Annotated in this window: 26 protein-coding genes; 8 read left to right on the top strand and 18 right to left on the bottom strand. The window is 68.7% G+C overall.

The annotated features are described in order from the left end of the window. Positions 1 to 72: 72 nt before the first annotated feature. The 4 genes from ACHAA3_RS12885 to ACHAA3_RS12870 are packed head-to-tail and all read right to left on the bottom strand — an operon-like array spanning position 73 to position 3,740. A complete protein-coding gene (locus tag ACHAA3_RS12885) occupies positions 73 to 2,034 on the bottom strand; it encodes a cytochrome c oxidase assembly protein (RefSeq protein ID WP_435709425.1) in 1,962 nt (653 codons plus the stop codon). Further along, on the bottom strand, positions 2,015 to 2,524 hold the full coding sequence (locus ACHAA3_RS12880) for a copper resistance CopC family protein (RefSeq protein ID WP_435709424.1): 510 nt from the start codon (positions 2,522 to 2,524) through the stop codon (positions 2,015 to 2,017). The genes ACHAA3_RS12885 and ACHAA3_RS12880 overlap by 20 nt, the downstream gene beginning before the upstream one ends. Then, positions 2,517 to 3,215 (bottom strand): YcnI family copper-binding membrane protein, encoded by a 699-nt coding sequence (locus ACHAA3_RS12875; protein ID WP_435709423.1) that lies wholly within the window; start codon positions 3,213 to 3,215, stop codon positions 2,517 to 2,519. Before ACHAA3_RS12875 ends, ACHAA3_RS12880 begins: the two co-directional genes overlap by 8 nt. A 27-nt stretch (positions 3,216 to 3,242) precedes the next feature. After that, the gene (locus ACHAA3_RS12870) at positions 3,243 to 3,740 is read right to left on the bottom strand and encodes a hypothetical protein (RefSeq protein WP_435709422.1); all 498 of its coding nucleotides are present in this window, start codon (positions 3,738 to 3,740) and stop codon (positions 3,243 to 3,245) included. Between the two features lie 134 nt (positions 3,741 to 3,874). Between ACHAA3_RS12870 and rocD the strand changes: the two genes are divergently transcribed. Continuing rightward, entirely contained in the window at positions 3,875 to 5,086 is a 1,212-nt protein-coding gene (gene rocD, locus ACHAA3_RS12865; protein WP_435709421.1) for an ornithine--oxo-acid transaminase, read from the top strand. A 106-nt stretch (positions 5,087 to 5,192) separates the two neighbouring features. Here rocD and ACHAA3_RS12860 read toward each other — a convergent pair whose 3' ends face one another. Continuing rightward, positions 5,193 to 6,221, bottom strand: coding sequence for a Gfo/Idh/MocA family protein (locus ACHAA3_RS12860; RefSeq protein WP_435709420.1), 1,029 nt, complete (start codon positions 6,219 to 6,221; stop codon positions 5,193 to 5,195). Positions 6,222 to 6,259: 38 nt separating this feature from the next. Between ACHAA3_RS12860 and ACHAA3_RS12855 the strand changes: the two genes are divergently transcribed. Beyond that, the gene (locus tag ACHAA3_RS12855; protein WP_435709419.1) at positions 6,260 to 6,793 is read left to right on the top strand and encodes a GNAT family N-acetyltransferase; all 534 of its coding nucleotides are present in this window, start codon (positions 6,260 to 6,262) and stop codon (positions 6,791 to 6,793) included. A gap of 3 nt (positions 6,794 to 6,796) precedes the next feature. Here the strand turns inward: ACHAA3_RS12855 and ACHAA3_RS12850 are convergent, their stop codons facing one another. Then, positions 6,797 to 7,024, bottom strand: coding sequence for an RNA-binding S4 domain-containing protein (locus ACHAA3_RS12850; RefSeq protein WP_435709418.1), 228 nt, complete (start codon positions 7,022 to 7,024; stop codon positions 6,797 to 6,799). Positions 7,025 to 7,046: 22 nt separating this feature from the next. Here ACHAA3_RS12850 and ACHAA3_RS12845 point away from each other — a divergent pair, with 22 nt between their 5' ends. Next, positions 7,047 to 7,445 carry an RNA-binding S4 domain-containing protein gene (locus tag ACHAA3_RS12845; protein ID WP_435709417.1) on the top strand — a complete coding sequence of 133 codons (399 nt, stop codon included), beginning with the start codon at positions 7,047 to 7,049 and terminating at the stop codon, positions 7,443 to 7,445. Here ACHAA3_RS12845 and ACHAA3_RS12840 read toward each other — a convergent pair. Further along, positions 7,433 to 7,843: an NUDIX hydrolase gene (locus ACHAA3_RS12840; protein ID WP_435709416.1), complete on the bottom strand. Its 411-nt coding sequence runs from the start codon at positions 7,841 to 7,843 to the stop codon at positions 7,433 to 7,435. The two genes, ACHAA3_RS12845 and ACHAA3_RS12840, sit on opposite strands and share 13 nt — an antisense overlap. Next, positions 7,840 to 8,409: a TIGR00730 family Rossman fold protein gene (locus ACHAA3_RS12835; protein ID WP_435709415.1), complete on the bottom strand. Its 570-nt coding sequence runs from the start codon at positions 8,407 to 8,409 to the stop codon at positions 7,840 to 7,842. Before ACHAA3_RS12835 ends, ACHAA3_RS12840 begins: the two co-directional genes overlap by 4 nt. A 40-nt stretch (positions 8,410 to 8,449) precedes the next feature. Here ACHAA3_RS12835 and ACHAA3_RS12830 point away from each other — a divergent pair, with 40 nt between their 5' ends. The 3 genes from ACHAA3_RS12830 to ACHAA3_RS12820 are packed head-to-tail and all read left to right on the top strand — an operon-like array spanning position 8,450 to position 12,642. Then, the gene (locus tag ACHAA3_RS12830; RefSeq protein ID WP_435709414.1) at positions 8,450 to 9,880 is read left to right on the top strand and encodes a dihydrolipoyl dehydrogenase family protein; all 1,431 of its coding nucleotides are present in this window, start codon (positions 8,450 to 8,452) and stop codon (positions 9,878 to 9,880) included. Then, positions 9,877 to 11,355: an MFS transporter gene (locus tag ACHAA3_RS12825; protein WP_435709413.1), complete on the top strand. Its 1,479-nt coding sequence runs from the start codon at positions 9,877 to 9,879 to the stop codon at positions 11,353 to 11,355. The genes ACHAA3_RS12830 and ACHAA3_RS12825 overlap by 4 nt, the downstream gene beginning before the upstream one ends. 12 nt (positions 11,356 to 11,367) lie before the next feature. After that, a complete protein-coding gene (locus ACHAA3_RS12820) occupies positions 11,368 to 12,642 on the top strand; it encodes a glutaminase (RefSeq protein ID WP_435709412.1) in 1,275 nt (424 codons plus the stop codon). Positions 12,643 to 12,651: 9 nt separating this feature from the next. On the opposite strand, the gene ACHAA3_RS12815 is transcribed toward ACHAA3_RS12820, so the two are convergent. Next, a complete protein-coding gene (locus tag ACHAA3_RS12815; protein WP_435709411.1) occupies positions 12,652 to 13,983 on the bottom strand; it encodes an MATE family efflux transporter in 1,332 nt (443 codons plus the stop codon). A 51-nt stretch (positions 13,984 to 14,034) separates the two neighbouring features. On the opposite strand from ACHAA3_RS12815, the gene ACHAA3_RS12810 reads away from it, so the two are divergent. Beyond that, positions 14,035 to 15,369, top strand: coding sequence for an aspartate aminotransferase family protein (locus ACHAA3_RS12810; protein WP_435709410.1), 1,335 nt, complete (start codon positions 14,035 to 14,037; stop codon positions 15,367 to 15,369). Positions 15,370 to 15,456: 87 nt separating this feature from the next. Next, positions 15,457 to 15,672 (top strand): amphi-Trp domain-containing protein, encoded by a 216-nt coding sequence (locus tag ACHAA3_RS12805; protein WP_435709409.1) that lies wholly within the window; start codon positions 15,457 to 15,459, stop codon positions 15,670 to 15,672. Positions 15,673 to 15,708: 36 nt separating this feature from the next. Here ACHAA3_RS12805 and ACHAA3_RS12800 read toward each other — a convergent pair whose 3' ends face one another. The 9 genes from ACHAA3_RS12800 to ACHAA3_RS12760 all read right to left on the bottom strand — a co-directional run bounded on the left by ACHAA3_RS12800 (position 15,709) and on the right by ACHAA3_RS12760 (position 24,556). Beyond that, complete coding sequence (locus ACHAA3_RS12800; RefSeq protein ID WP_435709408.1) at positions 15,709 to 16,146, bottom strand: hypothetical protein; 438 nt, start codon at positions 16,144 to 16,146, stop codon at positions 15,709 to 15,711. Positions 16,147 to 16,287: 141 nt separating this feature from the next. Continuing rightward, positions 16,288 to 17,007 (bottom strand): M23 family metallopeptidase, encoded by a 720-nt coding sequence (locus tag ACHAA3_RS12795; protein ID WP_435709407.1) that lies wholly within the window; start codon positions 17,005 to 17,007, stop codon positions 16,288 to 16,290. A gap of 493 nt (positions 17,008 to 17,500) precedes the next feature. Beyond that, entirely contained in the window at positions 17,501 to 19,354 is a 1,854-nt protein-coding gene (locus tag ACHAA3_RS12790; RefSeq protein WP_435709406.1) for a bifunctional sugar phosphate isomerase/epimerase/4-hydroxyphenylpyruvate dioxygenase family protein, read from the bottom strand. Continuing rightward, a complete protein-coding gene (aroQ, locus tag ACHAA3_RS12785) occupies positions 19,351 to 19,821 on the bottom strand; it encodes a type II 3-dehydroquinate dehydratase (RefSeq protein WP_435709405.1) in 471 nt (156 codons plus the stop codon). Before aroQ ends, ACHAA3_RS12790 begins: the two co-directional genes overlap by 4 nt. After that, complete coding sequence (locus ACHAA3_RS12780; RefSeq protein WP_435709404.1) at positions 19,818 to 20,675, bottom strand: shikimate dehydrogenase; 858 nt, start codon at positions 20,673 to 20,675, stop codon at positions 19,818 to 19,820. Before ACHAA3_RS12780 ends, aroQ begins: the two co-directional genes overlap by 4 nt. Beyond that, a complete protein-coding gene (locus ACHAA3_RS12775) occupies positions 20,672 to 21,676 on the bottom strand; it encodes a phosphotriesterase family protein (RefSeq protein ID WP_435709403.1) in 1,005 nt (334 codons plus the stop codon). The genes ACHAA3_RS12780 and ACHAA3_RS12775 overlap by 4 nt, the downstream gene beginning before the upstream one ends. Beyond that, positions 21,673 to 22,689 (bottom strand): DctP family TRAP transporter solute-binding subunit, encoded by a 1,017-nt coding sequence (locus ACHAA3_RS12770; RefSeq protein WP_435709402.1) that lies wholly within the window; start codon positions 22,687 to 22,689, stop codon positions 21,673 to 21,675. Before ACHAA3_RS12770 ends, ACHAA3_RS12775 begins: the two co-directional genes overlap by 4 nt. A gap of 77 nt (positions 22,690 to 22,766) precedes the next feature. Further along, entirely contained in the window at positions 22,767 to 24,038 is a 1,272-nt protein-coding gene (locus ACHAA3_RS12765; protein WP_435709401.1) for a TRAP transporter large permease, read from the bottom strand. Then, positions 24,035 to 24,556: a TRAP transporter small permease gene (locus ACHAA3_RS12760; RefSeq protein WP_435709400.1), complete on the bottom strand. Its 522-nt coding sequence runs from the start codon at positions 24,554 to 24,556 to the stop codon at positions 24,035 to 24,037. Before ACHAA3_RS12760 ends, ACHAA3_RS12765 begins: the two co-directional genes overlap by 4 nt. Positions 24,557 to 24,570: the final 14 nt, after the last annotated feature.

The following is a 24,570-nucleotide window of genomic DNA, read 5'->3' as shown; positions in this document are numbered from 1 at the left end:
CTGACCACCCACGATCACGCTCACGTCCACAGCCCGGCGAAGCCGGAGGAGCCGGAGGAGCCGGGCCCCCGGTTACGGGTCGCGTCGCTTGCCGTGCGCGGCGAGATCCTGCAGCTGAGCGTTGTAGGCCTCCAGCTCAGCGTCCTCGTTGCGCTCGGCGTTGCGGTCGTACCGCTTGGCATCGCGGGTGTCGGACCGGATCCACTGCACGAAGATGGTGGCCATCACCAGGATCAGCGGCACCTCGCCCATGGCCCAGGCGATGCCGCCGCCGAGGTACTGATCGGCCAGCAGGTCGGTGCTGAACGGACGCTCGATGGCCTGGTAGTAGTCGCCAGCTATGACGTTGTTCATGCTCATGATCGCGATCGCGAAGAAGGCGTGGAACGGGATCGTGACGAGCAGCAGCCCGAATCGCACCAGCGGAGCGATGGGCCGTGGCGACGGGTCGATACCGACCAGCACGTAGTAGTACAGCGTGCCCACCGCGAGGAAGTGCACGTTCATCAGCAGGTGACCCGAGTGATTCTGCATGAGGGCGCCGAACAAGGGCGTGAAGTACAAGCCGAACAGGCTGCCGGTGAACAGCACCGGCCCGACCAGCGGGTGGGTCATGAATCGGCTGAAGCGCGAGTGCAGGAGTGACAGCAGCATCGCGCGCGGCGAGATCTCGCCCGGCTCGCGAGGGCCGGGCAGGGTGCGCAGCGCCAGGGTCATGGGCGCGCCGAGCACCAGCAGGATGGGCGCCACCATGGACAGCGCCATGTGCGCGCCCATGTGGGCGCTGAACAGGGCGTGCGAGTACTCGCCCAGACCGCCGCTGGTCGCCCAGAGCACCACCGCCATGCCTGCGACCCACGACACCGTGCGACCCACGGGCCAGGCGTCGCCTCGACGCCGCATGACCCACACGCCGCGCAGGTACAGCGCGAGACCCAGCCCGACGATCGCCAGACCGATGCCGCTGGGGTACCAGCCGAAGGCGATGTTTCCCCAGGACGGCGGGGCCGGCATCGGACCGCCCAGAAGCTCCTCGGCCGGGGTGGTCAGCACCTCTTCGCCCAGCGGGGTGGGGGTGCGCGACAGTGCCACGCCCAGTCCGATGGTCGCCGCCATCACGAACAGCTCGGTGATGGCCAGCCGCGCGAATCCACTGCCGGCCTCCACGATGCGCCGGCGTTGTCTCCAGCCGAACACTCCGAGCGCGACGAGCGCCAGGGTCTTGGTCATGATCAGCAGGCCGTAGGACGATCCGAACAGATCGCCGAGCCGCTCGATGCGCACCGACGCGTTGACGACGCCGGACACGCCGACCAGCACGAACGCCCATGCCGCGAGGGGCGAGAACCGTTCGATGGCCGCGGGCAGACGCTTGCTGCCACGAATCGCGGTCCACGCGAGGGCGGCGAGTCCGCCGACCCACAGGGTCACGCCGACGACGTGCAGCATCAGGCTGGTGGTCGCCAGGGTGTGCGATCCGGCGGACGACGCGTGCCCCGTCAACGTGATGGGAGCCGTGGTGGCCAGTGCCAGACCCAGCACCAGGGCCAAGGGGCGCACCGAGGCGGTCAGGGACGCGGCGATGGCCACGGCGGCGGACATGACGATCTGCAGAGCGATCGCCTGACCGTTCGAGGAGTCGACGAACAACGAGCCGATCAGTCGTGGATTCACCTGCGTGAGCGTGACGGCGAAGATGTCGCAGACCGTCAGGACATAGAGCGCGACGCTGGAGATCGACCAGGCCCAGGCACACCGTGAGGCGATCCGGACCGCCTGGACCGACAGCCCCTCGACCTCCTCGCCCTTGGACACCAGCAGGAACACCACGAGCAGGAGCATGCCGATCGTGACGACGGCCGCCGCATCGGTGACCACCTTGACGACGGGCAGGGCCCATCCGACGAACAGGCCGGGATCCGGGATGCCGACCGGAGCCGCCTGAGGTGCCCCACCGCCCAGCTGGAGGAAGGCCACGACGGCGAGCACCGCGATGACGAACCCGGTACTGGCATCACGCACTGTGCGCGTCATCACGTCTCCTCAGGGGCCACACGATCAGGGCGATGGCCGCGAGCCCGGCCAGCGAACCCCAGATGATGTGGTCGGTGTGTCGGTCGAAGAAGCCCTGCGCGACCGGCTCGATGTCGACCTGGTCGACTGCCTCACCGGTCAGGACCATGAACTTGACGGTTCCAGAGATCGGGTGACCGTCGGCCGACACCACGCGGTACGACGCCGTGTACTCCCCGCGCTGGCCCGGGTCGGCGAGCGTGGCCGTGGCCATGTTGTCGACCCCCGCCACGTCCGACAGCTCGAGCGGGGACCCGTCGGGCGCCTGGACGGCGACATTCACATTGCCGACATTCTCGTTGAAGGTGAACGTGATCGAGTCGGGCAGGGCCTGCAGGCTCGCCCCGTCCTCGGGGTCGGTCCCGACCAGTGCCGCGTGGGCACTGGCCGGGGACGCCCCGAGAACGGAGACCAGCAGCCCGAGGACTGCGACGACGAAGAACTTACGCACGTCGTCGATTCTGACGCACCGACACCAACAGCGCAGCCACGGCCACGACCGCCGCGGCGATCGCGATGGTCAGGGAGATGCCGTCGGAGTCGCTCGTGCTGGACGACACCGCTTCGGTCTCCGGTGAGGTGGTCGCGCTGGTGGCGCTGTCCTCGCCGTCGCCGCTGGCAGCGCTCAGCGCCAGCACAGGGGCTGGCATCTCGGGCTCGGTGTCGCCGGTCTGCTCCTGGTCCCAGGCAGCGATCTCACCGTCGTCGTACGTCTGGACCGTCGGCAGCATCAGCTCGTCGGCGGTTGGGAACGGCCCCCCGGACAGGCCGAAGGTGTCGTACTCCCCCGGCGCGATGCCGTCGCCGGTCGCCGTCCACGTGATGGTCGACGTGGCTTCGGTGACCTCGAACTCGCCGTTGGTGACCGGCTCGTCGAGCCTCTTGGTGGTCGCCTCGACCGTCCAGCCGGGTTTGGCCTCGGCCGAGACGAAGGCGAACGGCGCATCGGTCGGGAGGGTGATCTCGATCTTCGTGGTCGCTGCGGTGTCGGACTCGTTGGGCACGCTGAACGTCGCGATGCCGAAGCCGCCCTGTGTCGCGTCGTCGCTGGAGACCGAGACGTGGGCTGATGCGGGCGCCGCGAGGGCGACGAGACTGGCCGCGAGAACGGCAGCGCCCACGCGTGTGGTGGTGCGTGACATGGATCTTCCTTGCTGTGATGTGGGGTCTTACGGGGACAGGGCGAAGACAGGCTTCGCCGGCGGTCCCCGGACCGGTGTCACATCACGGTCGAGCAGGCTCGGTCGAACGACGACCGGCGTGGAGGAGATGGGCGCACGGGCCGGTCGGGCACTCCACCGGTGCAGCAGCAGGTCGAGCGGTCGCAGTGCGAGATGTTGGGCCACGGCCCACACGAAGGCCTCGCCGCGCGACAGGGCGCACCAGCTGACCAGGGTCACCGCGGCGTGGATGGCGAGCATCGACGATCCCATGCCCATGCCCATGGCGTCGCCGGTCGCCGACGCCATCGACACGGTGTGCACGCCGACCTGACCGAGGATGAGCAGGCCCAGCAGCTGCACAGACGTCAGACGGACGCCGGCCAGAGCCCAGACCAGGGCACCGGAGACGAGAAAGACGACCACGACGGACGCGAGCTCCGCCTGACCGCCAGCCAGCACGTGAGCGCCGAAAGCGCTGGCCACACAGGCCAGAGATGCACTCATCGCCCGGAGGTGCCGGAACGCGCCACACCCCGGCCGCACGGTGGCGACGGGGGACGACGGCGGGCGATCGGACACGCCCACATCGTAGGCGCGGCCCCGGTGCAGGCGTTCGGTGGGCCGTTACGGTGGGTGACATGACCGCACACGGCCTGACGTCCTCTTTCATCGCCCGCGACGAGCAGTGGGGCGCCCACAACTATCACCCGCTCCCCGTCGTGATCGCCGAGGCCGAGGGTGCCTCGGTCACCGATGTCGACGGCACCCGGTACCTCGACTTCCTGTCGGGTTACTCGGCTCTGAACTTCGGGCACCGGCACCCAGCGCTGATCGCTGCAGCACACGAGCAGCTTGATCGCCTCACCCTCACGTCGCGTGCCTTCCACAACGATCAGTTCGGTGCGTTCTGTGAGGAGCTGGCCACCCTGACGGGCACCGAGATGGTGCTCACGATGAACACCGGCGCCGAGGCTGTCGAGTCGGCCATCAAGGTCGCGCGCAAGTGGGCCTACGAGGTCAAGGGAGTCGCCTCCGACTCCGCCGAGATCATCGTGGCCAGCAACAACTTCCACGGCCGCACCACCACGATCGTGTCGTTCTCTGATGATTCGGCCGCCCACGACAACTACGGCCCGTTCACCCCCGGCTTCGTGACGGTGCCCTTCGGCGATCTCGACGCGGTCCGTGCAGCCGTCGGACCGAACACGGCCGCCATCTTGATGGAGCCCATCCAGGGCGAGGCCGGCGTGGTCGTGCCGCCGGACGGATTCTTTGCCGGAGTGCGTGCCCTCTGCGACGAGCAGGACGTGCTGCTGATCAGTGATGAGGTGCAGGCCGGCCTGGCTCGCACCGGCACGATCTTCGCCTTGGATCACGAGAAGGTTCGCGCCGACCTGTACACGCTGGGCAAGGCCCTCGGCGGCGGCATCATTCCCGTCTCCGCTGTGGTCGGCCGCGCCGACGTCCTCGGTGTCCTCAAGCCCGGTCAGCACGGATCGACCTTCGGCGGCTACCCCGTGGCCTGCGCCGTCGGTCGCGCCGTCGTCGACCTCTTGTCGACCGGTGAGTTCCAGCAGCGCAGCACCGAGCTCGGTGCCTACCTGCACGAACGTCTGAACGGGCTGGTCGGCAAGGGTGTCGCCGAGGTGCGCGGCAAGGGATTGTGGGCCGGCGTCGACATCGATCCGGCCGCTCGCACGGGCCGCGAGGTCTCCCTGTCGCTACGTGATCAGGGGGTCCTGTGCAAGGAGACCCACGAGCGCACCCTGCGCATGGCTCCCCCGCTGGTCATCACCCGCGACGAGATCGACCACGCCGTCGACGCCCTCGCGGAGGCCGTCAACGCCTGAAGCGTGCGGTGGGGCGGTGGCTTAGCGCCCTATCGGCGCTGGCGGCGGTGGGTCTGCGTCCCATCCCGGGGTGGGATGGGACGCAGACCCACCGGCCTTGTCGACATCAGGCCCGTGATGGCTCGGTCCGTGCCGCGATCGCGTCAACGGCGTGAAGCGTGATCATCGAGGCGTCCAGCGTGCGGTGCGGTGATTCGGTCTCCCCCGCCGTGACACGTCGGGCCGCCTCGACCGCCTGGAAGTGCAGACCGTCGAGGTGGTCACTGGCCGGCTCCTCGTGGCGCAGCTCGATCGAACCGTCGGCGGACCGCACGGACAACGAGCCCGGACTGTTGTGCAGCGGCTCGACGACCAGCACCCCTTCGGTGCCGACGATGCGCAGCTCGTTGCGAAGCTCTCCGTACAGCGAGGTCATGAAGGTCGACAGGACGTCGCCGGGGTGGGTCATCGTGGCCGCGAGCTGGCCCGTGACGCCGGTGGGATGCGCGATGCCAAGGGCGCTCACCTGATCGGGCGCCCCCACCAGCGAGGTGATCATCGACAACGGGTAGATGCCGATGTCCAGCAGCGGCCCGCCGGCCAGATCGGGCTCGAAGTTTCGGTGCGGTTCGGTGAACCACTCCCCGTACTCGCCCGAGATCGACTTGATCTGCCCGATCGAACCGCTCTCGATCACCTGACGCAGCACGTCCCACTTGGGCAGGAACATGGTCCACAACGCTTCACAGCAGTACCGGCCCGTTGCGCGCGCGACATCGACGATGCGCTGTCCGTCGGCTGCGTTGGTCGCCATCGGCTTCTCGATCAGCACGTGCTTGCCGGCTTGCATCGCCGCGATCGCCAGCTCGGCGTGCCACGGATGGGGTGTGGCCACGTAGACGATGTCCACGTCGGGCAGCTCGATCGCCTCGACGTACGAGCCAGTGGCTGTGGGGATGTCGAACCGATCAGCGAACTCCTGGGACCGACCCACCTCCCGCGATCCGACCGCGACGACCTGCTGCACGGTGTGGCGCTGCAGCGCGCCCACGAACTGGCTGGCGATCCATCCCGGGCCCAGCACCGCCCAGCGCAACGGCGGCGCATCGCGCGGCTCGGGTGTGCGAGGGGTGGGCAGCGATGCGGGAAACGTCATGTCGAAAAGTATCGGTGGCGGCGCACTATCGTGTCGACGTGCCCATCAGACCAGCCGCTCACGCCGATCTCGAACCACTCGCGGAGCTGGCCGCGCGCACGTTCCCGCTGGCGGCTCCCGACGACGCAGCCCCGGAGGCCATCGCCGCGTTCATCGCCGAGCACCTGTCGATCGACCGACTCGCTGGCTACCTGATCGACCCGGACCGCGACGTGCTGGTCGACGACGTCGACGGCATCCTGCTCGGCTACGCGATGCTGATCGCCGAGGAGCCCGACGATGCCGATGTCATCGCCGTGGTGAGCGCTCGCCCGGCGATCTACCTGAGCAAGTTCTACGTCTCCCCCGACGCCCACGGCACGGGGGCCGCCACACGCCTGATGACGGCGGTGCTCGACGCCTCGATGGGTCGCGGTGCAGCTGTCGTCTGGCTGGGCGTCAACGAGGAGAACGCCCGGGCGCACCGCTTCTACGAGCGCGAGAACTTCGTGCGCGTGGGCACCAAGCGTTTCCAGATCGGCGCTCGCCTCGAGCACGACTTCGTGTACCAGCGAGCCGTCGGGATCGACTGACGATCAGGCGATGCGGCCGGACCAGACCGAGCCCGGCAGGCGGACCTCGACGACGGCGCCGCGACCGAGCTGCCTGCCCCGACGTTTCTCGACCTCACCGTCGACCAGGACGTCTCCGTCGGTGATCATCGACCCGGCCTGGGCGCCGCTCTCGGCGACGTTCGCAAACTTCAGCAGCTGGCCGAGCCGAATCATGTCGCCGGTGATCTCGATGGTCTCGGGCTCGCTCATCGTCTCAGCATAGGGTCGGGCCATGGCCGAGTCAGTACGCGCGGACGTGTGGACCTGGGCCGTGCGCGTCTACAAGAGCCGGTCGATGGCATCGTCGGCGTGCAAGGCTGGCCACGTGTCGGTCAACGGCCACAAGGTCAAGGCGTCGCACGCTATCAAGATCGGCGACACGGTCGAGTCGCTGACGCCCGGGGGAACCAAGAAGTACGTCGTGACCCGGGTCATCACCAAGCGGGTGGGTGCCGCAGTCGCCGCGGGCTGCTACGAGGACCACTCTCCGCCGCCGCTGCCCAAGGCCGAGCGACCCGCTGTCGTCGCGCAGCGAGATCCGGGCGCCGGACGGCCCACCAAGCGGGACCGGCGTCGCCTCGACGCGCTGCGCGCCCGGTCAGAGGGCCGCCAGCCCGGTCACGGTCGCTGACCGACCGCCAGGGGCAGCAGGTGCTCGGTGGCCAACGGCGCGACGGCGATGTCGCCGGTGCGACCGGTCGGATCGACCCAGACGGACTCGACGATCTCGGCGCCGATCGTGTGGTCCGGATGGTCGACCTGCAGGGCGAACACCTCGGCCCGCACCTCGTGGCCGGGCTCGTTGGCCGCCGCCGAGGTGAATGAACCCATCGGACGCAGCTGCGAGACGGACACCTCCAGACCGATCTCCTCGGCCAGCTCTCGGCACAGGGCCTGCTCGGGCGACTCCTCCGACTCGGGCTTGCCGCCGGGGTTCATGAACATGACGGTGTCTCGCTTGCGGACCAGCAGCACCCGACCCTCGGGGTCCGTGACGAGCGCGGCCACGACCCGGATGACCGGCATCATGCCCGCGCATCGAGGTTGTCGAGAAACGCGCCGAGGTCGTCCACGAACACCGGGATGCTGGACTCGTCGGCCGCCACGAATCCGTGGCCCACCAGCTGATCGATCAGCAGACGCATCGGTGACCAGAACCCGTCACCGGTTCCCGCCGTGTCCGGCAGGTCCAGGAAGGCGCTCGGCTTGGCGTGGATGCCCAGCTGGGCCCACGTCCACTGCTCGGTGATCTCCTCGACCGTGCCGACTCCCCCGGGCAGCGCCACGAAGACGTCGGACAGATCGGCCATCACCTGCTTGCGCTCGTGCATCGACTCCACGACACGCAGCTCGGTGACACCGCTGTGGCTGACCTCGCGGTCGTGCAGCTGGCGCGGAATCACGCCGATCACCCGGCCGCCGGCCTCGAGCGCAGCGTCGGCCACGACGCCCATGAGTCCGACATGACCTCCCCCGTAGACCACCGTCAGGCCACGCTCGGCCAGGGTGCGTCCGGTGTGGCGTGCCAGATCGGCGTAGGCCGGATCGTTCCCGAAGCGGGATCCACAAAACACGGCGACGCTCGACAAGCTCATCGACTCAGCCTGCCAGAGTCGGCAGGCGTACATTTTTCGCATGGACATTCGTGAGGTCGACGTCATCGTGCTGGGAGCCGGAGCGGTGGGTGAGAACGTCGCAGATCGCCTGGTGCAGGGCGGGCTCGAGACCGTCATCGTCGAGAGTGAGCTGGTCGGCGGTGAGTGCTCCTACTGGGCGTGCATGCCCAGCAAGGCGCTGTTGCGCAGCGGGGCCGCCGTGCGCGCCGCGCAGCATCTGGACGGTGCCAGGCAAGCTGTCACCGGCGATCTCGACGTGGCCGGCGTGCTGCGACGCCGCGACCAGATGACCAGCGGTTGGGATGATGACGGCCAGGTCAGCTGGCTGGAATCGGCCGGGATCGACCTCGTGCGCGGCCATGGCCGCATCACCGGACAGCGCCAGGTCACCGTCACCGTCCCCAACTCCTCCGACACCAACTCCGATACCGAGACCGTGCTGCGGGCACGCCACGCGGTGGTGGTCTGCACCGGCTCGTCGGCCGTCGTGCCCGGACCGCTGGCCGACGTCGCCCCCTGGACCAGCCGCGAGGCCACCAGCGCACAGACGATTCCCGTGAGCCTCGCGATCATCGGGGGCGGTGTTGTCGGGTGCGAGATGGCCACGGCGTACGCCGGCTTCGGGACCCAGGTCACGATGCTGTCCCGCGGCCCGCTCCTGGAAGCGATGGAGCCGTTCGCCGGGGAGCTGGTCGGCGAGGCGCTGGAGGCGCTGGGAGTCACCGTCAGGATCGGCGCCGAGGTCGACTCGGCGCACCGCACCGACCAGAAGGTGGTCCTCGAGATGGTCGGCGGATCCACGATCGAGGCCGAGCAGGTGCTGGTCGCCACGGGTCGTCGTCCCCGGACCGACGACATCGGCCTCGAACGCGTCGGCCTCACCGCTGGCGCGTGGATCGACGTCGACGACTCCCTGCGCTCGACCGAGGTCGACTGGCTCTGGGCCGTGGGCGACGTCAACCACCGCGCGCTGCTGACCCACCAGGGCAAGTACCAGGCCCGCGCCGCCGGCGACGCGATCGTGGCGCTCGCCGCCGGACGCGACCTCGACACCAGCCGGTTCGGCACGCACGTCGCGACCGCGGACGACGGACTCGTGCCCCAGGTGACCTTCACCGACCCGGAGGTCGCGTCGGTCGGCCTGACCGAGAAACAGGCGCTGGCCGCCGGTTTGCGCGTGCGCACGCTCGACCATGACCTGGCCGCACTCGGCGGATCGGCCGCCGTGTCCGACGACTACCGCGGGTTCGCCCGCGCCGTCGTCGACGAGGACCGACACGTGCTCGTCGGGGCCACCTTCGTGGGGCCCGACGTCGCCGAGCTGCTGCACTCGGCCACCATCGCGATCGTCGGCGAGGTCCCGATCCAGCGGCTCTGGCACGCCGTGCCCTCCTACCCCACGGTCAGCGAGGTCTGGCTGCGCTGGCTCGAGGCCTACGGACGTCCGTGACCGACCCTGCCCAAACCTCTTCGCAGGGCATCCGACTGCGCTCCCCGCAGGGCCGCTGGGTGCTCGCAGCCTCGATCCTCGGCTCCGGACTGGCCGGTGTCGACGCCACGGTCGTCAACGTCGCGCTCCCGGAGATCGGGCGTTCGCTGGACACTCCGTTCTCGGGTCTGCAGTGGACGGTGACCGCGTACACCCTCACGCTCGCGTCGTTCATCCTGCTGGGTGGGTCGTTGGCTGACCGCTTCGGGCGCCGACGGTTGTTCGTCATCGGCGTCGTGTGGTTCGCGGTGGCCTCCCTGGCGTGCGGCCTGGCCCCCTCGATCGAGACCCTGATCGCGGCCCGAGCCGTGCAGGGCATTGGCGCTGCCCTGCTCACCCCCGGCAGCCTGGCGATGATCCAGGCCACCTTCGTGCCCGAGGACCGTTCCCGAGCCATCGGTGCCTGGTCGGGCCTGAGCGGGATTGCCACGGCGGCCGGTCCCTTTCTCGGCGGCTTCCTGGTCGAGTCGGTGTCCTGGCGGTGGATCTTCCTCATCAACGCTCCGCTCGCCGTGATCGTCGTCGTGATCGCGATGCGCCACGTGCCCGAGACGCGTGACCCTGAGGCAGCGCCTGGGCTCGACCTCGTCGGGGCCCTGACCGGCGTGGTCGCCCTCGGCGGCATCACCTACGCCCTGGTCGAGCTGCCAGCACGCGGATCGGGATCGCCCCTGGTGCTCGGTGCCGGGCTGCTGGGGGTCGTGGCGGCCGTGGGTTTCGTCGTGATCGAGCACCGCGGTCGACATCCCATGCTTCCACTCGGCATCTTCAGATCTCGTCAGTTCTCCGCCGCCAACCTGGTCACGTTCACGGTGTACGGCGCGATGGGCGCCGTGTTCTTCCTGCTCCTGCTCCAGCTGCAGGTCGTGGCCGGGTTCCGCCCGATCGCGGCCGGCACCGCAATCCTCCCGATCACGGCCTTCATGCTGGTCCTGTCCTCGCGATCGGGTGCCCTGGCCTACCGCATCGGACCGCGACTACAGATGAGTGTCGGACCACTGGTGTGTGCCCTCGGCCTGGTGGCGATGCTGCGGATCGGCCCCGACGCCTCCTACCTCGGCGATGTGCTTCCGGGGGTGACCGTGTTCGGTCTGGGACTCGCGATCATGGTGGCACCGCTGACTGCGACGGCCATCGCGGCCGCACCCGACGAGCACGCCGGTCTGGCATCAGGGGTCAACAACGCCGTCGCTCGCGGTGCCGGGCTGTTGGCAATCGCCGTGCTTCCCCTCGTGGCGGGCATCGCGGGCAACGACTACGAGCGGCCCGCGGCCTTCGATGCCGGTTTTGATCGCACCATGATCATCTCGACGGCGCTGCTGGTGCTCGGTTCGCTGGTGGCCTTTGTGAGCATCTCGAACGACACGCTCTCGGCCGAACCGGACACGACGACCTCGCACTGCGGTGTGGGCGATCCGCCGGATCGAGTGAAGTGACACGATGGCGCCGTGCACTCCCCCATCCCCGACTACCTGCTCGAGGTCCTCGACGCCTGCGGGACCGACGGCGGCGCGGTCGCTGACTACATCCCCGAGCTCGCGGCCGCAGATCCCGATCGGTTCGGGATCTGCCTGGCCACGGTGGACGGCACCGTCTACTCCGCGGGCAACGCAGAGACCACCTTCACGATCCAGTCGATGTCCAAGCCGTTCGCCTACGGAGTTGCACTGGCAGACCAGGGTCATGAGGCGATGGCCGAGAAGATCGATGTCGAACCCTCGGGTGAGGCCTTCAACGAGATCTCCCTGGAACCGGGCACGGGCCGACCCAAGAACGCGATGATCAACGCCGGCGCGATCCTGACGCACTCGTTGGTCGCAGGCGACGACGGCATCCAGCGCACCGAGCGTCTGCGTGAGATGTTCAGTCGCTGCGCGGGCCGAGAGCTTCGGATCGACGAGTCGGCGTTCACCTCCGAGTTCGACACCGCGCACCGCAACCTGGGTCTGGCGCACATGATGAAGGCCGTCGGCATCCTGGACTGTGATCCCGTCGAGGCGGTACGCGGCTACTCACGCCAATGTTCCATCGAAGTCACCTGCCGCGACCTGGCCATGATGGCCGCGACCCTGGCCAACGCGGGCGTGCAGCCGACCACGGGCGAGCAGATCCTGAGTCGCCGATCCGTGCGGCAGATGTTGAGCGTGATGATGACCTGCGGCATGTACGACGCTGCGGGCGACTGGATGACCGACGTCGGGATCCCTGCCAAGAGTGGCGTGTCCGGCGGTGTGATCGGCGCGCTGCCCGGCCAGGTCGGCATCGCGGTGTTCTCGCCGCGGCTGGACTCGCACGGCAGCAGCGTGCGAGGTGTGGAGACCTTCGAGCGGCTGTCGACGGACATGGGCATGCACATGATGGAGGTCGCCCACGAAGGCCGCTCGGCCCTCCGGGACGCCTTCACGACCGACGGGCCCGACCCGGTGACGGTCTACCAGGTGCAGGGCGATCTGCGGTTCACCGGCGCTGAGACGGTGGTGCGGGCGATCAGCGAGGCCGAGCACACCACCGGACGGGTCGTGCTGGACCTGACGCGCGCCTACCGCCTCAACGACGTCGGCCAGCGGATGCTGCTGGAGGTCGCACGGCGTCTGGGTCTTGACGGGATCGAGGTCGCGATGGTCGACCCGGACCATGCGCTGCACGGCCCACACGTCGAGGCATCGGGACTCGAGATGTTCGACCACCTCGACGCGGCCATCGCTGCTCGCGCCGACCGCTGAGGGGGCGTATCACGCGCCGAGAACCATCCAGCGTTCCCCGCGAGCCCGTGCCACCAGCACGACGCCTCGGGCGGCCATGAAGATCCCGGCGAACGCCACCCAGATCAGCACCAGTCCTCCGGTCGCGGCCGCGGCCCACACCGCAGGCGCGTAGACCAGCAGCGCCACCAGGCCCATCCAGGCCAGGTAGCGACCGTCGCCGGCGCCGATCAGCACGCCGTCGAGCACGAACACGACACCGGCCAACGGTTGGCCGATCGCGGCGACGATCAGCACCGGGACGAGTCTGTCCTGAACCGCCTGGTCCGCGGTGAACAGCGAACCGAGCACCGGGCTGGCGGCTGCTAGCAGCAGGCCGGTCACCACCCCGGCACCGATCCCCCACTGGATCACGCGTCGGGTCACCGCACGAGTACCGGTCGTGTCGCCGGCGCCGAGCTGTCGCCCTGTCAGGGCCTGAGCGGCAATGGCCAGGGCGTCGAGAACGAACGCCAGAAAGGCCCACAGGGTCATCGCCAGCTGGTGGGTGGCGAGGTCGACGGTCTGCTCGGCGGATCCACCAGCGCCGGACACCACGGCGTACGTGGTCAGCAGGAGGGCTGCTCGCAGGGTCAGGGTGCGCACGACCAGGGGCACGCTGGCCCGGGCTGCCGACAGGACGCCGCGGGAGTCAGGTCGCAGGGCCGCCCCTTGCGCCCGCGCAGCGCGCAGCACGACCCACAAGAGCGCTGCAGCACTGAGTGCCTGCGCCACCACAGATCCCCAGGCCGACCCGGCGATCCCGAGGCCCTCGAAGGACCCGACGCCGAAGACCAGCACGACGTTCAGCACCACGTTGAGGACGTTGCCCGCGATCGCCACGACCAGCGGTGTCCTGGTGTCCTGCAGACCGCGGAGGATCCCGGTGGTGGCCAGGATGACCAGCAGCGGAGTGACCCCCAGCAGGGCGATGCGCAGGTAGTCCAGGGCGAATCCGTTGACGACGTCGGTGGCCCCGAACGCCGCGACCACGGGATCGACGACCACCAGCGCGACAGCGGTGACGATGACCCCGATGATCACGGCCAACCAGATGCCATCGACCCCCTGGGTGAGCGCACGCGAGGTCTGACCCGCGCCCAGCTGGCGCGCGACGCTCGCCGTGGTGCCGTAGGCCAGGAACACGCACAGGCCCACGATGGTCTGCAGGATCACCGAGGCCATCCCGAGCCCGGCGAGCTCGGAGGTACCCAGACGACCCACGATGGCGGCGTCACCCAGCAGGAACAGCGGCTCGGCGATCAGCGCGAGGAAAGCCGGCCACGCCAGCCGCACGATCTGCTTGTCCAGCGCTGACCTCACCGGTCGATCCTAGGTGGGCGGTCTGACACCTCGGAGGCGTAGGTTCCCACCATGTCCGCCATGCCCCTGATGATGCACTTCGCCGCACAGCATCACGACAACCTCCTGGTGCTCGAGCGCGGCGAGGGGCCGTACGTCTTCGACACCGACGGACGTCGCTACGTCGACGCGCTGTCGAGCCTGTTCTGCTCCCAGCTGGGCTACTCCTACGGTGCGGAGTTCGCCGAGGCGGCGACGGCGCAGATGACGACACTGGCCTTCAACACGAACTGGGCGACCGCCCATCCTCCGGCGATCGACCTGGCCGAGCGACTCGCCGATCTCGCTCCGGGAGAGGGCAACACCGTCTTCTTCACCGGCGGTGGCTCCGAGGCGGTCGAGGCGGCGTGGAAGCTGGTGCGCGAGCACTTCCTCGCGAACGGGCAGCCGCAGCGGACCAAGGCGATCGCCCGCGACGTGGCCTATCACGGCGTGACGCTGGGCGCGTTGTCGTTCACCGGCATCCCGCGGTTCAAGGACGGATTCGGCACTCCGCCCATCGACGTCACGCACGTGTCGAACACCAACTCGTTCCGCTCCCCCGATGCCGACGACCCGGAGGCTCAGACGCGCCGTCTGCTCGCCGAGATGGAGGCAGCGATCATCGCAGCCGGACCTGACGAGGTGGCCCTGATCATCGCCGAGCCCGTGCAGAACGCCGGCGGTTGCCTCGTCGCCCCGCCCGGTTACTGGGCCGGGTTGCGTGAGCTCGCCGATCGCCACGGGGCGTTGCTGATGGCCGATGAGGTGATCTGCGGCTTCGGACGTCTCGGCGAGTGGTTCGGCCTGATGCATGAGGGCATCGTGCCCGACCTGATGAGCGTGGCGAAGGGCCTGACGTCGGCCTACGCGCCCATGGGAGCGGTGATCGCGGGCGGACACGTCGTCGAGCCGTTGATCGCGCAGGGCAAGCCGTTCCGGCACGGCATCACGTTCGGTGGACACCCGGTCAGCGCAGCCGTTGCCCTGAAGAACATCGAGATCTTCGAGCGCGACGGCGTGCTGGAGAACGTGCGCTCGCTCGAGCCGCATCTGCGGAGTCGCCTGGACGAGCTGCTCGATCTGCCGATCGTCGGCGACGTGCGCGGATCCGGATTCTTCTGGGCCGTCGAGATGGTTGCCGACGAGCACGACACCCGGCTCGACCAGGCCCAGCGCGACAGCCTGCTGCGCGGATACCTGCCGCACCGGCTCCGCGAGGCCGGCCTGATCGCCCGCTCCGACGACCGCGGCGACAGCGTTCTGCAGATCGCTCCGCCGCTGATCAGCGATGCGACGGTGCTCGACGAGATCGTCGACGGGTTGAAGGACGTGTTGAGCGATGCGGGCGTCCACTTGGGTCTGTGATGCTCTGAGCGGGCGCTCTTGGCCGACCCTGCACCATGTAGAGGACACGGCACTCAGGCCGCATCCACCGCACACCGAGGAGACCCCATGGACCTGTTCGAGATCGACACCACCCAGCGCATGACCCGCGAAGAGGCCGCCGCCAAGCTGCGGGCTCTGGCCGATGCACTGTCCCGCCACAACTCGGTCGAGTTCGAGCGCGACAGCCGCCGCATCACCGTCAGCATCCCCGACGAGGTGAACCTCAAGGTCGAGGTCGAGCTGGGCGAGGAGAACGAGCTCGAGATCGAGCTCACCTGGTGATCTGACGCGCAGCCCGGTGTCGGACGCTGGTGCGTGTCAGGTCGTCTCCGGCGGCACCGCTGTGTGGTTGCGATGACCGTGAGTCCGGTTGGTCTCCTTCATCTCGGCCTCGAACAGGTGGCGCCTTCCTTCCACCAGCTCGTCCCTGGCCTCCTGCTCGATCGTGCGCCACAACGAGAAGTAGGTGTCGTCGTACTCCTCGATGATCTGGAAGGTCCATCGGCCTTCGAGCACGTTGCGCCCGACCAGCTCGGTCTCGATCCGGTCGGCCAGGGAGTCGTGACCACAAGCGCGCAGCTGCCGGACCGATTCACGCAGCTGCGTGTCCCCGGTACCGGTCAGGCGGTGGAACTGCAGCAGATTTCCACGGGCCACCTCGACGGTCTCCAGGGCACGGGTGAGCGTGTCCACGGCCTCGACCGTCGCGTCGTCGACGCCGTCGGGCCGGCGGTGTTGCTGAGTCGGACGATCCATGCTGTCCCCATCTCGGTGTCCTGCAGAGCGGACGTTCCGCACCTCAGGGCACACGTACCCAGCAGAGGCATTCTCAACGCCGCCGACCGCACGGCCTCGAGGTGCGTCGCGGGATGAGTCGACGGGCTCGGCGCCGTCAGGTCAGAGCTGGACGCCGTGGCTGGCCAGGACGGCGACGGGATCGACGGGATCGCCGCCCGACGGGCGGACCTCGAGGTGCAGGTGCGGTCCCGTCGTGTTGCCCGTGGCCCCGGTGTACCCGGTCACGTCGCCGGGCTGGACCGTCTGGCCCACGGTCACCGTGATCCGACTTTGGTGGGCGTACCAGACCTCGGTGCCGTCGGCCAACGTGATGACGGTGCGCATGCCGTAGGCGCCGGAGTAACCGGCCGATGTGACCGTGCCGCCCGCCACGGCCACGATCTCGGTGCCGGTGGGGCCGGCGAAGTCCACCCCGGTGTGCGATCCGCTGGACCACAGGCTGCTCTGCTGACCGAATCGCGCCGAGAGCTGATAGGTGGCCACGGGAATGACCCACTGGTTCTTGCGACGCTCGGCCTCCTCGGCCTCGTCCCGCTTCTTCTGCTCGGCCTCGTCCTGCAACTTCCGCTCGGCCTCTTCCTGCTCGAGCTCGTCGGTGCGCGTCTGCACCTGGCCCTCGACCTCGCTGAGGGCCACGGCCCGCTGCTCAGCCTGCTCGGTGGCCCGACTTCTGAGCTCCACGCGGTCGAGGTCCGGACTCACGTCGACCCCCATCACGGCCCGCTCAGCCGGGTCGATGTCAGCTGCCGTCATGACGCCCGTGACCGGGTCAGCCACCAGCGCAGGCGCCGTCTGGTCGGACCCGCTCCAGCTTCCCATCGCGGCCCCCAAAAGAACCAGTGTTCCGACGATCGCAGGAGAAAAGCGACGCCGCGGTCGCTGTTTCACCCGACGTCGCTGCCCACCTGCGGACGGAGTGCTGTCCGGCGAGGCGGATCGGGGCGTGGAGCGGTCAGCGCTGCGCTGCGGGGCTCGGCGGTTGCCCGAGACGTTGCCAACCCGCACTGCTCCACCACTTCCTTGAACTGCTTGATCACACTGCCGCGATCGCCCGGCTGCGCGACGATTTCGTGCGACTGGCCCGGGCTCCGCTTCTGACTCCGTGACAGTCTAGTGACGGCGGACCAATCGTGGGACCAACTTGGCCAACGACGCCGATGAAACCTCGTGTACGCCGGCCGAGAAGCGTCGCTCGCGTCCGGGATCCTGAGGAGTCAGTCGATCCCGTCCTCCGACGGCGACCGCGCCGATGTGTTCATCGAGATCGAGCTCTCCCTCGCCGTCGCCGGCCCACGGCTACGTCACGGAGGGGTCACCAGGCTGCTTCGAGCACTCCGTCCACCCGCGCCTGGGCCGCGAGGCGGACCGGCGTGTTGTCGGCGCCGTAGCCCGCGTAGCCGCCGTGACGCTGGACCACTTCGAAAAACATCCGCCCGATGCGTCGGGTGTAGAAGTGCGAGAACTCACCCGCGGCGTCGCGGTCGTACAGCAGGCCGAGGTCGCGCAGTCGAGCGATGCGCTTCTTGCCCAGTCCGAACCGGGCCTCGAGGTCGTCGTAGTAGTTGTCGGGCAGGGCCAGAAATCGCATGCCGCGTTCGCGCGCCCGGTGGGCCACGGACTCGATGTCGTCACACAGCAGCGCCACGTGCTCGGGGTAGTCGACGCTGACCACGGGAGCAACGTTGAGCGGCAGCCGCACCCGGCCGTCCGAGGAGCGCATGACGCGGCTCCGCACCAGTCCATGGGGGCTGGCGACCTCGGTGGCGGCGGGCGCCTCGAGCCCGAGGACACTGGTGTAGAACAGCACGGCCTCGTCGTGCTCCTCCCAGGTGTGCACCAGGTTGACGTGGTCGATCGACCAGGACCCGGTGCCGTGCCCGGGGACGGCATGGTCCTCGAAGCCGTGATCGAATTCCGTGACCCAGCCTGGATCGACCGCGACACCGCAGCCTTCTGGCTGTCCGACCAAGAAGACCTCGAGTCCGTTGGGTGCGACGAACGCGGCGAGCCGCTGCTCGTCGGCCTGGGATCGGCGGGAGACCGCCCGCACGCGCAGCGCCTTCGCCCGATCCTCCGCCGTGGCGGGGTCCTGCACCTGGAATCCGACCGCCGCGACGTGGGGCTGCTCGTCGCGGGCATGTTGTTCGTTCAGCACGATGCGAGCACCGCCCGCCGACCACAACCGCACCGCCTTGGTCCGATGCTGTCCGCGAAAGGTCAGGCCGAGCTGGTCCAGCACCTGCTCGACCTCGCCCACGTCCTCGGCACGCACCTCGACGAAGTCGACGCCGCTGGGCGCAACGGCACCAGGTATGCGCTCCACATGGGGGCTGGCCGGTGCGTTCTCACCGAGAAGGCGAGCCGCCTGGTCCTCCAACCAGATCAGGGAGCGCAGGGCGTGCGCGGCGGTGCGTCGGGTGTCGGTCTGGCGGAAGGTGTCGTTGAAGACCTCCAGTGACAGCGGGCCGGTGTAGCCGGCGCGCGCGACGTGCGCCACGAACGCACCGAGGTCGAAGGCGCCCTCGCCGGGGAAGAGCCGGTGGTGGCGACTCCAGGACAGGACGTCCATCGACAGAGCCGGGGCGTCGGCCAGCTGGACGAAGAAGATCTTGTCGCCGGGGATCTGCTCGATCGCCGCAGGATCGTGCCCGCGCGAGAGGATGTGGAAGCTGTCCAAGCACACCCCGACTGCTGGATGGTCGGCAAGCTCGACGATCCGCCACGACCGGCGGTAGTCGTCGACGTAGCGCCCCCAGGCCAGCGCCTCGAACGCGATGCGCACGCCATACGTCGTCGCCAGGTCGCCCAGTCGGCGCAGCTGCTGGGCGGAGACCTCGTCGGAGTCGATGGTCGCCGTCGCGACGTTGCTGCACACCAGCATGGTGTCCATGCCGAGTCGACGCATCACCTCGAACCGGGAGCGGGCACGCCGCAGGTTGTCGTCGAGAGTCGCCTCGTCGACTCCCTCGAAGTCACGGAAGGGCTGATACAGATCCAGGCTCAGTCCGAGTCGTTCGGCGCGCGCCCGCACCTCCTCAGGACTCAGATCGCTGGCGACGAGATCCGGCTCAAAGATCTCGATACCGTCGAAGCCGGCGTCAGCGCAGGCGGCCATCTTCTGCTCGAGGTTGCCGCTGAGACAGACAGTGGCGGTGGATTTTCTCATCGGGGTTCCTCCTGCGTAGTGGTGGCGAGGCTGGCGAGCGCTTGCACGGCGAGCTCGTAGCCGAAGGTGCCGAGCCCGATCACGACGCCCCGGGCGACCGGAGAGACGTACGAGAGGTGACGGAAGTCCTCCCGGGCGTGCACATTGGTCAGGTGGACCTCCACCACCGGTACCTGGGCGCCTGAGATCGCATCGCGTATCGCGACCGACGTGTGGGTCAGCGCGCCAGGGTTGAGTACCGCCCCGACCGATCGGCCCGCAGCGACCTCGCGACCTACCTCCTGCAGCCAGTCGACGAGGTCTCCCTCGTGATTGGACTGACGGGCATCGGCGACCAGACCGTTGGCCGCTGCAGCGCGTTCGCACTGCGCGATGGCGTCGGCGTAGGTCTCGGTTCCGTACACGCCCGGTTCTCGAGTGCCGAGCAGGTTGAGATTTGGCCCCTGCAGCACGTGTACGGTCCTCATGCCGCTCCCCCGGGTGTCGAGGCGCCGACGAGGCCGTGGAAATGCGCGAGCATCCGCTCCCGGTCCGGTTCCATGCCGGTGATCAGGCGGATGCTGTCGACCGCCTGCCCCACCGCCATCAGACCGCCGTCAAGCACGTCGAGACCACGCGCACGTGCCCGACTCACCAGCTCGGTCTCCAGCGGCCGATAGACCACTTCGGCGATCCATGAGCCGACTGCCAGCACCTCGGGAGCAAATGCGGTCCCGGGGTGCTCCTTCATGCCCATCGGCGTCACGTGGACGACGCCGTCGGCACCAGCCAGCACCTCGTCGGCAAGGTCGACTGCGCCCGTCGCCCGAAGTCGTCCCGGGTATCGCTGGACCAACGCCTCGGCCGCCGCCGGGTCGCGGTCGTGCACCACGATGTCGGCGAAGTCCATGGCGACCAGCGAGCACGCGGTCGCCAGGCCAGCGCCGCCGGCGCCCACCTGCAGGACGCTTCCTCGCGGACGGTCGCCCAGGAAGTGATCCAAACCGCTGCGGAAGCCGGTCAGGTCGGTGTTGTGCGCGATGCGCTGGCCACCGCCGAGGAGCACGAGATTGGCAGAACCGACCTGGTCGACTGCGGCACTGCGCTCGTCGACGTGGGTCAGTACGTCCTGCTTGAACGGATGCGTGACGTTGACCGCGTCGTAGCTCTCCTCCTCGAGCCGCTTCAGCAGCGTGTCAAGGCGCAGGTCGGGCTCGTCGAGCAGGTCGATCACGTCGTAGCGATAGTCCAGGCCGAGGTGTTCAGCCTCGCGTCGGTGCATCGGCGGGGTCAGGGACGGATGGACACCGTGGCCCACCAGTCCGACCCGGTAGCCGGTCATGGCGTCCTAGGTGCGAACGCCAACAGGCGGCGCGGATTGTCGATCATCATCAGGTCGATGTCCTTGTGGGAGGCGCCGCGAGCGAGCAGCTGCGGCAGCACGCGACGTGAGAGGTGGTCATGGGTCCACAGCGGCGACACCCGACGACGCCACGACGGCGGGGTCACGCGACTGAAGTAGGCGGTGTCGTGGGAGAGCAGCAGCCGATCGGCGTACCCGTCCTTGAGCAACCGCAGCAGGGTGATGATGCGCGTCTCGTCGTCCTGCACGTGCGCCATGCCGAAACGGTCGAAGGCCGCAAATGCGCCGGTATCCATCAGCTGTCGCAGGTAGTCCAGATCGTCGCTGTCACCACTGTGGCCCACCACGACCCGCTGCGGGTCCACGCCGCGGCCAGTCAGGAGAGCCAGCTGTCCCAAGCCACCGCGCAGCGAGGGGTTGCTGTGGGTCGTAATCGGCACCCCGGTCTGCACGTGCACCTCGGCGGCGGCCTCCATCACCCGCGTCACGTCCGGGGTCAGGCCCGGCGTGTCGCTGACGACCTTCAACATTCCGGCCCGCACGCCCGATCCCCCGATGCCCTCGGTGACGTCGCGCAGGAACATCTGCGGCAAGGGGTCGGGGCCGCCGACCAGTCGGCCCTCCCCGTGGGTGCGGAAGTAGTTCGGCAAGACGGTGTCGGTGTACCAACCGGTGGCGGCGATCAGGTGGATCCGGACCCGAGCCGCGACGCGGGCCACGAGGCCCACGTCGCGTCCCAGTCCCGGCACGGTCAGGTCAACCACCGTGCGCACGCCCTGGTCGAAGAGGTCCTCCAACCCGGCAACCGCGGTCTCGACGGCGGCGTCCTCGTCCCACTCCGGATGTGGATAGTCGCGGTCGAGCTGCGGGTCACGCACGAACAGGTGCTCGTGGGTGAGGGTCGGTCCGAGATCACCGGCTGCCACTGGCCCCCGATAGGTGGGGACAACGACGCCCCGAGCGGCGCCGTCGTCACTCACTGCTCGGCGTCCTTGATGGACTCGTAGACCGCGAGCGAATCAGTGTCGAGGTTGGACCGGAACCAGGCGTCGGCTTGTGTGGCGAAGGCCTCCTGGTCGACGTCATCGACGATCTCGATCGAGTCATCGGCGATCCAGGTCTCGAGGGTCTCCTTCTCGGCGGCCTCGACGCAGCCGGGCATCTGGGCGACGGCCTCGGCGACGGCGTCATCGACGACCCCCTGCTGGTCGGGGGTGAGCTCGTCGTAGACCGGTCCTGCGACGATGAGGTTCGAGTTCTGTGCGTGGTCGGACATGCTGATGTAGTCCTGCACCTCGATCAGGTTGCTTGCGTCGATGTTGACGATCGGGTTCTCCTGACCGTCGACGACGCCCTGCTGCAGGGCGAGGTAGAGCTCCTCGTAGGCGACCTCGGTGGCCTGTGCGCCGAGGGCCTTGGCGTTGGCCAAGAACTGTGGCGAGCCCGGGAACCGCACCCGCAGACCATTGAGGTCGTCTGGCTCACGGATGGGGTCGTTCGCGGTGAACTGGCGCGCTCCGGCCGACCACGCCCCAATGATGGTGCTGCCGGCAGCCTCCTTGAAGTCACTCTTCAGGCCGTCGGCGGCCTCGCTGGCGAAGTAGGTGTCGAGCGCCTCGGCATCGCGGAAGGCGTAGGCGGCGTCGATCACACCGACCGGCTCGTAGACAGCGGCCAGGGCGGAGGCACCTTGGATGTCGATGTCGATGTCGCCGGACTGCACCGAGGCGATGCGATCGGCGTCACCGCCGAGCTGGCTGTCGGGGAAGATCTCCACGCTCAGCCCGGCATCGGCCGCCTCGACCTCTTCCTTGATGACCTCGGCGCCACAGGTGCTCTGCGGCTGGTCCACGGTGTAGCTGTGGGCGAGGGTCAACTCGACCGAGCCGTCCGCAGCGGAGTCGTCTCCGCCGCAGGCAGCCAGGGTGGTGGTCAGCGCCAGGACGGCGCTGACCGCCAAGGTGCGCCGGCGAATCGTGAAGGTCGTGTCCATGGTGTTCCTTTCATCTGGCTCGCCGGTTGGCAAGCCTCGGGGTGGGCTGGATTGAGCAGGGAGGACCAGTGGGGGTGTCACAGACCGAGCTGCGCGGGCAGCCAGGTGACGATCGCGGGGAAGAAGATGATGACCAGACAGACCAGGACCAGTGGGACCAGGAACGGCAGGGACCCCTTGAAGGCCTCGCTGACCGGCACCTTCATGGTGGAGCTGAGGACATACAGCACCGTGCCGACCGGTGGCGTCAGGAGGCCGATCATCAGCGACAGGATCATCAGCACGCCGAGCACGATGGGATCGACGTCGAGACGTCCAGCGATCGGCAGCAGGATCGGCACGACCAGCACCAGGACCGCCGTCGCATCGATGACCGTGCCGAGCACCAGCATCAGTCCGGCGACGAGCAGGAGAAACACCGTGCCGTTGTCGGTGAGCCCGAGGACCAGCTCGGACAGCTGCTGGGGCACCCGCTCACGGGCCAGCACGTAACCCAGCAGGGAGGCCGAGGACACGATCAGCATGATCGCGGCGGTGGTCATCACCGTCTCGGAGAAGATCCGGGGCAGGTCGCGCAGGTGCAGGGTGCGGTAGCCGAAGCCGAGCATCAGCATGTAGAGGGCACCCACCGCGGCGGCCTCGGTGGGGGTGAACAGGCCGCCGAGAATCCCACCGAGGATGATGACCGGCGCCAGGAGCGGGCCCAGCACGCGCTTGCCGGTCTCTCGCACGCGGGACCACTCGAAGCCGGTGACCACGATGTCGGGCTGGCGGCGGACCAGGAAGAACACCACCACGCACAGACCCACGGCCATCAGCAGGGCGGGGATCACCGATGCGGCAAACAGGGCACCGGTCGACACCGCTGCGAGGCCTGCATAGATCACGGCCGGAATGCTCGGCGGCATCACTGGAGCGATGAGCGAGGACGACCCGACGACTCCAAGCCCGAAGCGGCGCGTGTAGCCGTTGCGCTCCATCGTCGGGATCTCGACCTTGCTCAGGGCGGCCGCGTCTGCGACGGCAGAGCCGCTCATCCAGGAGAACCCGAGGCTGACACCGACACTGACGTACCCGAGACCGCCGCGAACCCGACCGAAGAAGGCCAGGGCGAAGTCGAAGAGGCGGTCGGCGATACCAGCACGGTTCGCCATCACGCCCAGGAGGACGAACAGCGGAATGGCGAGCAGCGGGAAGCTGGCGGTGGAGTTCGTGATCAACCGCATCGCCAGGCCGAGCGACTGATCGGTCAGCACGAGATAACCCAGGCCCGGCCCCAGGAACGCAAAGGCCACGGGGACCCGCAGGACGAGCAGCAGGCCGATGGTCAGCAGGAGGAGCAACGTCATGACGCCGCCTTCTCACCGGTGCCGAGGCCATTGACCGGGGTGGCCAGCTGATCGGACTCGTCTGCTCGGGCCACGCCGTGCACCGCGATCAGGCCGGCTGCGACGGCGGAGCGGATGGCGGTGCTGATGAAGCCGATCAACGGGAGCACGTAGATCCACCGCATCGGGATACCGAGCGAGGGTGTGGTCAGGTTGCGCGACTCCTCGATCAACGACAGGCAGGCGAGGGCGAATCCGACGCCACACGCGCAGACCACGAGCATGGCCAAGACGTGGATCGCTCGCAGGACTGACTCGATCCGAATCTGATCCACGATCTGCAGGGCAATATGGCCGTCGCGGGTGACCAGGACGCCAGCGGCCGAGAAGGTCATCCAGACGAGGCAGTAGCGGGCAAGCTCGCCGGTCCAGGTCCAGCCGTCGATCGGCAGGTACCGCTGGCCGGTCTGGGTCAGGATCAGGACGAAGATCATCGCTGCTGCGAGTCCGGCGATGCCGATCTCGAGGGTGGTCAGCACGTGGACCACCCGTC

The organism is Aeromicrobium sp. CF3.5 (assembly GCF_051262695.1).
Taxonomy (GTDB): domain Bacteria; phylum Actinomycetota; class Actinomycetes; order Propionibacteriales; family Nocardioidaceae; genus Aeromicrobium.
Note: the sequence above shows the minus strand (reverse complement) of the source record. Positions and strands in the feature narration are given on the sequence as shown.

Coding starts and splice junctions, on each gene's coding strand:
- aroQ (WP_435709405.1), bottom strand. CDS start 19,821: ATGAGGACCGTACACGTGCTGCAGGGGCCAAATCTCAACCTGCTCGGC.
- ACHAA3_RS12850 (WP_435709418.1), bottom strand. CDS start 7,024: ATGAGCGAGCCCGAGACCATCGAGATCACCGGCGACATGATTCGGCTC.
- ACHAA3_RS12840 (WP_435709416.1), bottom strand. CDS start 7,843: ATGATGCCGGTCATCCGGGTCGTGGCCGCGCTCGTCACGGACCCCGAG.
- ACHAA3_RS12875 (WP_435709423.1), bottom strand. CDS start 3,215: ATGTCACGCACCACCACACGCGTGGGCGCTGCCGTTCTCGCGGCCAGT.
- ACHAA3_RS12810 (WP_435709410.1), top strand. CDS start 14,035: ATGTCCGCCATGCCCCTGATGATGCACTTCGCCGCACAGCATCACGAC.
- ACHAA3_RS12835 (WP_435709415.1), bottom strand. CDS start 8,409: ATGAGCTTGTCGAGCGTCGCCGTGTTTTGTGGATCCCGCTTCGGGAAC.
- ACHAA3_RS12845 (WP_435709417.1), top strand. CDS start 7,047: ATGGCCGAGTCAGTACGCGCGGACGTGTGGACCTGGGCCGTGCGCGTC.
- ACHAA3_RS12770 (WP_435709402.1), bottom strand. CDS start 22,689: ATGGACACGACCTTCACGATTCGCCGGCGCACCTTGGCGGTCAGCGCC.
- ACHAA3_RS12765 (WP_435709401.1), bottom strand. CDS start 24,038: ATGACGTTGCTCCTCCTGCTGACCATCGGCCTGCTGCTCGTCCTGCGG.
- ACHAA3_RS12830 (WP_435709414.1), top strand. CDS start 8,450: ATGGACATTCGTGAGGTCGACGTCATCGTGCTGGGAGCCGGAGCGGTG.
- ACHAA3_RS12870 (WP_435709422.1), bottom strand. CDS start 3,740: ATGAGTGCATCTCTGGCCTGTGTGGCCAGCGCTTTCGGCGCTCACGTG.
- ACHAA3_RS12780 (WP_435709404.1), bottom strand. CDS start 20,675: ATGACCGGCTACCGGGTCGGACTGGTGGGCCACGGTGTCCATCCGTCC.
- ACHAA3_RS12795 (WP_435709407.1), bottom strand. CDS start 17,007: ATGGGAAGCTGGAGCGGGTCCGACCAGACGGCGCCTGCGCTGGTGGCT.
- rocD (WP_435709421.1), top strand. CDS start 3,875: ATGACCGCACACGGCCTGACGTCCTCTTTCATCGCCCGCGACGAGCAG.
- ACHAA3_RS12860 (WP_435709420.1), bottom strand. CDS start 6,221: ATGACGTTTCCCGCATCGCTGCCCACCCCTCGCACACCCGAGCCGCGC.
- ACHAA3_RS12800 (WP_435709408.1), bottom strand. CDS start 16,146: ATGGATCGTCCGACTCAGCAACACCGCCGGCCCGACGGCGTCGACGAC.
- ACHAA3_RS12790 (WP_435709406.1), bottom strand. CDS start 19,354: ATGAGAAAATCCACCGCCACTGTCTGTCTCAGCGGCAACCTCGAGCAG.
- ACHAA3_RS12885 (WP_435709425.1), bottom strand. CDS start 2,034: ATGACGCGCACAGTGCGTGATGCCAGTACCGGGTTCGTCATCGCGGTG.
- ACHAA3_RS12805 (WP_435709409.1), top strand. CDS start 15,457: ATGGACCTGTTCGAGATCGACACCACCCAGCGCATGACCCGCGAAGAG.